Source organism: Burkholderiales bacterium (assembly GCA_035518095.1).
Lineage (GTDB): Bacteria > Pseudomonadota > Gammaproteobacteria > Burkholderiales > JAHFRG01 > JAHFRG01.
In genome coordinates this window covers 1-7,496 of the sequence record DATIXX010000021.1, presented here as the reverse complement: position 1 = coordinate 7,496, position 7,496 = coordinate 1, and the positions used below count along the sequence as shown (strand labels likewise).

Here is a 7,496-nt window from a genome sequence, read left to right as displayed (position 1 = left end):
CACAATCTTCTACGGTATGGCCAAGCCGGTGCGCGCGCCGCAGATCGGGCCGGCGCAGGGGTATTAGGATCGTTCGAACGTTTCGGTCTTGCGACCACCTGACGAAGAGGGGCAATCCATGACGACTCTACTCGAATCAAGATGGTTGCCCGCCGCCGGATTGGCGGTGATGCTGGTGACTGCGGTTCCCGCACGCGCCGAGATGACCGCTACGGAGTTGGCGAAACTTGCGCAAAAACCGGTGGCCAACCTGATCAGCGTGCCATTTCAGAACAACACCAACTTCAATATCGGGCCGCAGAACAAGACGCAGAACATTCTAAATATACAGTCTGTAATCCCGATTGAGCTGAATCAGGAGTGGAATCTCATCACCCGCACTATCATGCTGATCATTTCGCAGCCCGGATTAGCGCTAGGGCAGGAGCGCGTTAATGGACTTGGCGACATTCAGTTAACCGGATTCCTGTCCCCTGCCGTCCCCGAGGGCGGCGTAATCTGGGGAGCCGGCCCGATTGTGCAGTTGCCGACCCACACGGACACCGCGCTCGGCCATGACCGTTGGGGAATCGGGCCGTCCGTGGTGATACTTCATCTTGAAAAAGGTGACCCATGGGTCTATGGATTTCTCGCGAATAACGTCTGGTCCGTCGGTGGCTCGAGCGGCTCTTCCGCATACAACAACTTCTTGCTCCAACCGTTCCTGAATTACAATTTCGGTGGCGCTCTTTACCTTACCTCGTCGCCTATCATGACAAGCAACTGGAAGTCAGACGGCTGGCTGGTGCCAGTCGGGGGCGGAATCGGAAAGATCTTTCACCTGGGTAAACTTCCCGTGAACTCCCAGTTGTCGGGATACTACAATGCGGTCACCCCCAATAACGGCCGGACTTTCAGCTGCGCGTCCAGGTGCAGTTCCTGTTTCCGAAATAACTCTTTTAGAACGGAATCTGAAACTGGGGCTTCTTCATCAGCCGCGTGACCTGACCGATGTTTTGGCAGTGTCCGTTTCGGCCTGTACCGGACTGTGTCGCTGGCTCTGGCTCATGGGAAAGCGGACAAATCTGAAGTCGATTAGACAAAGTAACTGCCGAATGAACTGACGCAATGAACGCGGCCAAGGCGCAGGGCAAGCAATCCAGCATCCTCGTCGAGGCACTCAGCCGTTTTTCAGCGATCTCACTTCTCCTCGGGATGTCTCTCGTCAGCAATTCAGTCGGCGCGGAGAATGGATCGCCCACCTACTCAGGAGATTTCTTAAAACGCTCGACACTCACCGGTGATTGGGGCGGGGCCCGCAATGAACTGGCTGTAAAAGGCATTACCGCCGATCTGAGCCTGACTCAGGTTGAGCAGGGAGTCGTTGGCGGAGGCAAGGATCATACCTGGGAGTACGGCGGGCGAGGGGATCTTACAGTTAATGCAGATACCCAGAAACTCGGATGGTGGCCCGGAGGGCTTCTGACCATGGACCTTCAGGGAAATGTTTCCAGATCCGTTAACAATAATACCGGCGCAATCATGCCGGTAAACAGCAATCAGCTCTATCCTTTGCCAAACGGCGACAATCTCAACATAGCCCAGTTGTCCATCACGCAGTCGTTATCGAGCTATGTTGGATTAATCATCGGAAAAATCGAAACCTTCGCCGATGCGAACGAGTTTGCGGGTGGACTCGGCGACACTCAATTCCTCAATAACGCGTTGACCGCGGATCCGGTTACGTCATTAGTGACGCCGTTTTCCACTCTGGGCGCAGCGGTGAACATATCGCCGACTACAGACCCCAATGAGGCCATCGTAACTTTTTCCGTTCTTCAAACCAACGGCAATGCGAAAACCAGCGGCTTTAATAATTTGGACGCCAACAAATTGACTTTTGCAGGCGAGGGTAGGGTGGGGACCGATTTTCTCAGGCACACCGGACACCAGCTTTTGGGCGTGGAATATTCAAACGAAACCTTCACTTCGCTTGGCCAGAACCTGCGCTTTATCGTCGTTAACAATACGGTTGCAAACAAGGATCGTTCTTGGGACGTCTATTATAATTTTGATCAGTATTTATATGAACCCAACAAAGCCTCCGGTCAAGGTGTCGGCATTTTTGGACGGTTGGGAGCCTCAGACGGAAATCCCAATCCTGTACAGTACTTCTACAGCCTGGGAGTCGGAGGTAAAGGCATCATTCCCCGTCGGCCCAATGACGAGTTCGGGTTGGGCTACTACTATATTAAAGTGAGCAATATTACGCTTCAGGGACAGGCTTCGAATGGGATATCAGTGAATCTATCGCTTTTAAGAAATGAATACGGTTTCGAGGCATACTACAAAATTGCCCTGACGCCTTGGATGTTGCTGACACCGGACCTGCAGATAATCCGGCCTGCGCAAAAACAACAAAAAGTTGATCCCTTCGGTTTGCAGGGCATAAACACCGCGAAGGTTCTTGGCGTCCGACTCCAGTTGCTGTTCTAGGTGAATCAGCTCTCTATGTTCTGAAATTTCTGAATTACGGCCACCAGCATAGCCGTCGACCAGCCGAACATCAGCATTGCGGTCAACGCTTCAAATCCCTCGAGTCCCTGCCAACGCGTGGGTAGCGATATATTGGTTGCCCCCAGCGTGGTGTACGTCTCTACCGAAAAACTCATTGCGGCTCTGACGTCCTGAATCATGCTGGTCAGAAGATAGAACCAGGCCCAAATGATAATTTCCAAATAATGCGTGGCCAGCATGATCGTAACAATGACGACCACGATTAGCGTACGCATAGTGCGTGATGCTGAACGTATATTTGGTGAGGAACCAAACCGCCTGAAATAGCGACGCACGAGGTGCATTCCTGCGCCATGGCAGATTACGGTGGCGGTCATGGGAACGAGCGCGGTCACAAATTGCTCCGTATAATGGAAATGCATCTCTAAAAAAAATCTCACAATATTTTCCAGCATTGCTCACCCCTACAAATGATCCCCCCGCAATACCTGTACCACAGATCAAGCCGCGCAACTATGCTATGTCAGCAGGCGGTGATTTTGCGCGGTGGCGCCACAATTATCGCTGAAAACGTGTACTCTTCAATGGGTAACCGTTGCATGGCCCACGTGGGCGAATTATCATGCGTCCGGGTGCATACTTGGCTTTCAACATTGTTACCGAGCTCGTTCTAGCGGTAGTTTCAACTGGGTTCTTTGTGCCTGACAAACTCAATGTCGTTTTGGTTCCGGCGACAACATTGACTGCGGTGAGAAAGGAAAATTTCTCGTGAAAATCGCAACGGTTCAACCACGCCTGTCGAAGATTCTCGAGCAGCGTTGTTTTTTCCTTTTTTTGGCGCTGCTCGCTTTACTGATAGCGATGCCATTTCTGTTCGATATCGTCTACGGCCGCCGGATAATTAGTTTCGTCAACGTCATGGTTCTGGTGACCGCGGTCGCGGCCGTTGCGAGCTCCAGGCTCTCATTTGTCATAGCAATTATCCTGGGTTTGCCGACGCTGGGCTTTCAGATCCTGGCGCTGCAATCGGGCTCGCCGGGACACTTTGCACTGTCCTGGGGTTTTGGCGCGGTGTTCTATGCTTTTACCCTGGTGCACCTCCTGCATTACGTGCTGCGCCGCGACCGGATGACCGCAGACAAACTTTATGGCGCTGTTGCCGCATACATCATGGTTGCGATATTGTGGGCATTCCTATACGGAGTGCTGGAATATTTCTACCCCGGCGCCTTTGCGTTCAACGGTTCACCAAAGGCCCTCAACGTGGCGGAACTGATTTATTTCAGCTTTACCGCCCTGACGACTGCTGGTTTCGGCGACATTACTCCTGCGCTGATACAGTCCCGCTTCCTGACAATTCTTGAGACGGTGACAGGCGTGATGTACGTGGCGATTTTGATCGCGCGCCTCACTGGCGTGTATCCGGTCGTGGATAAGAAACCTTGATGCACGCGGCATTTTCCCTCACAGGTTAGGCATCTTCCGGCGACTGCCCCTCCGACTGACGTTTTTCAATCTTTGTCCTGCCCGTGAAAATGAGTGAGCGCAACTCGCTTTCACCAATCACGCGACTAATCTCTCTGTATACGAAGAACGGTATCATTACGACAAACATAATCGTTCCTACCGATACGAATCCCTTCAAACCACCGCCGCCGAAGCCGGCGATGCTTTCGGTTATCGCCTTGCCTTCCCAAACCCCGACGATCGCTTTTTCCAGGATAAAAAAACAAATTAGGACTACAGCAAATACAAAAGACTTAAACAAAATTGGATAAATGAGCGGCCTGTCTTTGAAGAACCAGCCTCCCAAACGCAAGTCTTCGGCGACAAGTATAACCTTTGCCAGAAGCCAGGCGTTAATGAGGGCAAATCCGTATGGCCTGTAAGTTATTTGGTGTTTCGCCAGAATTATTGATTCGTAAATGGAGAACAAACTGAGGAATACGAAAAGATAGACAAATATAAAGAATAATCTCTTGGCTTCGTCGACAAGCCACTCTTTCAGGCTGCGTTTGTATTTTTTCCGGTCACGTTCTTCGGCGACGCCGGGTCGACTGATCTGAACGGGCTCATCACTCACATTGGCGCTTTCTTTATCAATCTGCCAACCCCACTGTTGGCTCGTGGATATCATACTGGGAGACATATCGCTAAAACAACAACGAAAACCCGGCAAGGAATATTGCACGCAACGTAGGAAGTGACGCCACCTGCGCTGCCCGTATTCAGCAGCTGGCGTGTCGCGCACAGTACCGGTGAAGCAACGCGCAGCGCGAAAAAATAGACAGCCGGATTGCTGGAAACGGCAATTGACGCAAATCCATTTTGTTTCTCAACCTAGCAGGGATTGCTATAATTTCGTTTCATGCGCCCGTAGCTCAGTTGGATAGAGTACTTGGCTACGAACCAAGGGGTCGCGGGTTCAACTCCTGCCGGGCGCGCCAGAACATTCAGAGGCTTGCAAGAATGCAGGCCTTTTTTATTTCTGCGCCCGTAGCTGATTGGTAGCTTTTCCTCATCAGTTACCCGCTTCAAGCCGGATACGCGGTCCAATATTCAATTGCTACCTTCCTTCGAGTTACGATAAACAAGAAGGTCTATAATCCCGCGATCGTTCAAGCTTTGTTACTTTGTGGCATTTCTCAATGAATGTCGGGCTCGAAATGTTTTGTGATCAACCAGCCAAATTCAAAATGAAATACCGTCAAATTTTCGCTCACAGAATGCGTGCAAGCCCCGTCTTGATCATTTTGCTGGCGCTATTACCTTCATTATGCTTGGCATGGGGTAACGACGGGCATATATACATTAATCAAGTTGCTGCACAGAAGATTCCTGCCACTATGCCGAAATTTTTCCGTGAGGCAGCGGACCTGCTTGCCTATCTCGGTCCCGAGCCGGATCGGTGGAAAGATGAGACCGAGTACGCTCTGAAGAATGCGCAAGCCCCAGATCATTATATTGACCTCGAGAAGTTGAGCGAATTTGCGGAACTTCCGAACGGCCGCTATGAGTACTACCGGCTGTTGGACGAAAAGCGCTGTGCCGAGACGCAAGACAAAGACCGCTGGCTGCCGGAACACGTGGGATTATTGCCCTACGCAACGATTGAAGTCTTTGAGCGCCTTAAAGTTGCCTTCCGGGAATATAGAAGCTACAAAAAAGCAAACCGGACAACGAAAGTTTTGGAACAGAACATTGTTTTCTACGCCGACTGGCTCGGGCATTATGTGGCGGACGGCGCTGAGCCGTTACACACAACAATTCATTATGATGGTTGGGTCGGGAATAACCCGTATCATTACACAACTGAACCCGGCATCCACGCCGAATTTGAAACCGAATTCGTTTCACGCAATATCGCGGCAAAAGATTTCGCCAATCTCGTCGGTGCTCCCCTGAGACTAAAAGATCCATTTAAGGATTATTTGCAATATCTCGATGCGTCTAATGCCCTCGTTGAAAGGGTCTATCAGCTGGAGAAGGCTGGAGGGTTTCGTGATAACGGTACGCCTCAATCGCTGGCATTTACCGAGGCAAGACTCGCTGCCGGGAGTCAGATGTTGCTTAACTTCTGGTATACCGCCTGGGTTGAAAGCGGTGAAAGGAAAAATTGAAGCGAGACTTTTAGGAATTTTCTCAGACGTTATTCGAGGCTCAAATTGCGGATTTCGCATTATGACAACCTCGTTACAGCGGTGAAGTGTTGTACCTTAGTCGAAGTGTTTGATCTAGCGCAAAGTGCGTGAGGTTTGACTTTTGTTAGGAAACTATTGTTGGGAATTCGAAGGCGAGCGCGCCATGACGGAGAAGGTCGAAATTGTGCGGCAGCTCGCGATCAGGCCGCGCGATCGAAGTTCGGCGAGGGCCTCGCGGATGGTGAAGCGGCTCGCACCGAACATCCGCATAAAGTGAATTCCGTCAGCAGTTGCCCGCCCACGGATAGTCGCCTCGGCCGATCGCTTCGGCCAAGCTATTGGAAATTCTGCGAAAAAGCGGCGAATCGCCGCGAAGCACATTCAAAAATGCCGACTGACTGATGTCCGGTTGTCCGTGCAAGCCCTTGACAATGGCTTTTCGTTAATGTATTGGTGCCCGGACATGCGCATAGATATACGAGATTAACATGCAAAGTCTTTCTCTAGTGCGCAACCTTCTCTTCACCCCCGCAGATAGGCCGGAACGGTTTGGTAAAGCTCCAGCTGTCGGCGCGGACGGGGCGGTACTGGACCTGGAGGACGGCGTCGGGCTGCCGTCGAAGGAGAAAGCCCGTGAGGCAGCTCTGCGGTTCTTTGAGGCGCCGCTTTCTGCTCCGGCGGATTTTGTCTGGGCGGTCCGGTTCAACCACATCACAACCGAGGATGGGCTGAAGGATCTGCTGGCGTTTGGCGCGGCGGTTCGCCGGCCGAAGGTCATCATGCTGCCGAAGACCGAGTCGGTCTCCGAGGTGGAGATTGCCGTACACCATCTCGAAACCGGAGCAGGTGATGCGCCGCAGATCGTGGCTCTGATCGAAACGGGTCGCGGTCTGGGCGCTGCGGAAGCGATCGCCGCGCACCCCTCGGTCGTTGCGATCGCTTTCGGCGGAGCCGATTTGGCGGCAGACCTCCATGCCACTTTGGCTTGGGAGCCGATGCTGTTCGCGCGCAGCCGCATCGTGCAAGCCGCGGCCGCCGCCGGAGTTGCTGCCCTCGACGTACCATTCCTCGACATCCATGACGCAGCGGGACTGAGCAAAGAGACCGAGATGGTCAAGGCGCTCGGTTACTCCTGCAAGCTCGCAATCCATCCGGCGCAGATCGCACCGATCAACGCGGTGTTCACGCCAGATCCAAAGGAACTCGCACGGGCGGAACGCATCGTCGCAGCGTTCGAACAGGCTCACGGCGGCGCCTGCCAAGTAGACGGGCGAATGGTGGACGTGCCGGTGGTGAAGGCCGCACAACGCACTGTCGCACTGGCCGGACGCAAAGCGGCCTGACACCCAAAACCGCAAG

At 52.7% G+C, this 7,496-nt stretch carries 7 protein-coding genes and 1 tRNA gene; 6 read left to right on the top strand and 2 right to left on the bottom strand.

Going from position 1 to position 7,496, the window contains the following annotated elements; translation table 11 throughout:
- The first annotated feature begins 118 nt into the window (after positions 1-118).
- Together VLV32_04145 and VLV32_04140 are read left to right on the top strand one after the other, a co-directional pair.
- A complete protein-coding gene (locus VLV32_04145) occupies positions 119-982 on the top strand; it encodes a transporter (protein ID HUL41085.1) in 864 nt (287 codons plus the stop codon).
- Positions 983-1,107: 125 nt separating this feature from the next.
- A complete protein-coding gene (locus VLV32_04140; protein HUL41084.1) occupies positions 1,108-2,475 on the top strand; it encodes a carbohydrate porin in 1,368 nt (455 codons plus the stop codon).
- 5 nt (positions 2,476-2,480) lie between these two features.
- Here the strand turns inward: VLV32_04140 and VLV32_04135 are convergent, their stop codons facing one another.
- Entirely contained in the window at positions 2,481-2,891 is a 411-nt protein-coding gene (locus VLV32_04135; GenBank protein ID HUL41083.1) for a hypothetical protein, read from the bottom strand.
- A 373-nt stretch (positions 2,892-3,264) separates the two neighbouring features.
- Between VLV32_04135 and VLV32_04130 the strand changes: the two genes are divergently transcribed.
- Positions 3,265-3,942 (top strand): ion channel, encoded by a 678-nt coding sequence (locus tag VLV32_04130; GenBank protein ID HUL41082.1) that lies wholly within the window; start codon positions 3,265-3,267, stop codon positions 3,940-3,942.
- Between the two features lie 25 nt (positions 3,943-3,967).
- On the opposite strand, the gene VLV32_04125 is transcribed toward VLV32_04130, so the two are convergent.
- On the bottom strand, positions 3,968-4,747 hold the full coding sequence (locus tag VLV32_04125; GenBank protein ID HUL41081.1) for a hypothetical protein: 780 nt from the start codon (positions 4,745-4,747) through the stop codon (positions 3,968-3,970).
- 119 nt (positions 4,748-4,866) lie between these two features.
- On the opposite strand from VLV32_04125, the gene VLV32_04120 reads away from it, so the two are divergent.
- The 3 genes from VLV32_04120 to VLV32_04110 all read left to right on the top strand — a co-directional run bounded on the left by VLV32_04120 (position 4,867) and on the right by VLV32_04110 (position 7,480).
- Positions 4,867-4,943: transfer RNA gene (locus VLV32_04120), tRNA-Arg, on the top strand.
- A gap of 399 nt (positions 4,944-5,342) precedes the next feature.
- Positions 5,343-6,116: a hypothetical protein gene (locus VLV32_04115; GenBank protein HUL41080.1), complete on the top strand. Its 774-nt coding sequence runs from the start codon at positions 5,343-5,345 to the stop codon at positions 6,114-6,116.
- Positions 6,117-6,625: 509 nt separating this feature from the next.
- A complete protein-coding gene (locus VLV32_04110; GenBank protein ID HUL41079.1) occupies positions 6,626-7,480 on the top strand; it encodes a CoA ester lyase in 855 nt (284 codons plus the stop codon).
- The last annotated feature ends 16 nt before the right edge of the window (positions 7,481-7,496 follow it).

Coding starts and splice junctions, on each gene's coding strand:
- VLV32_04145 (HUL41085.1), top strand. CDS start 119: ATGACGACTCTACTCGAATCAAGATGGTTGCCCGCCGCCGGATTGGCG.
- VLV32_04140 (HUL41084.1), top strand. CDS start 1,108: ATGAACGCGGCCAAGGCGCAGGGCAAGCAATCCAGCATCCTCGTCGAG.
- VLV32_04115 (HUL41080.1), top strand. CDS start 5,343: ATGCCGAAATTTTTCCGTGAGGCAGCGGACCTGCTTGCCTATCTCGGT.
- VLV32_04110 (HUL41079.1), top strand. CDS start 6,626: ATGCAAAGTCTTTCTCTAGTGCGCAACCTTCTCTTCACCCCCGCAGAT.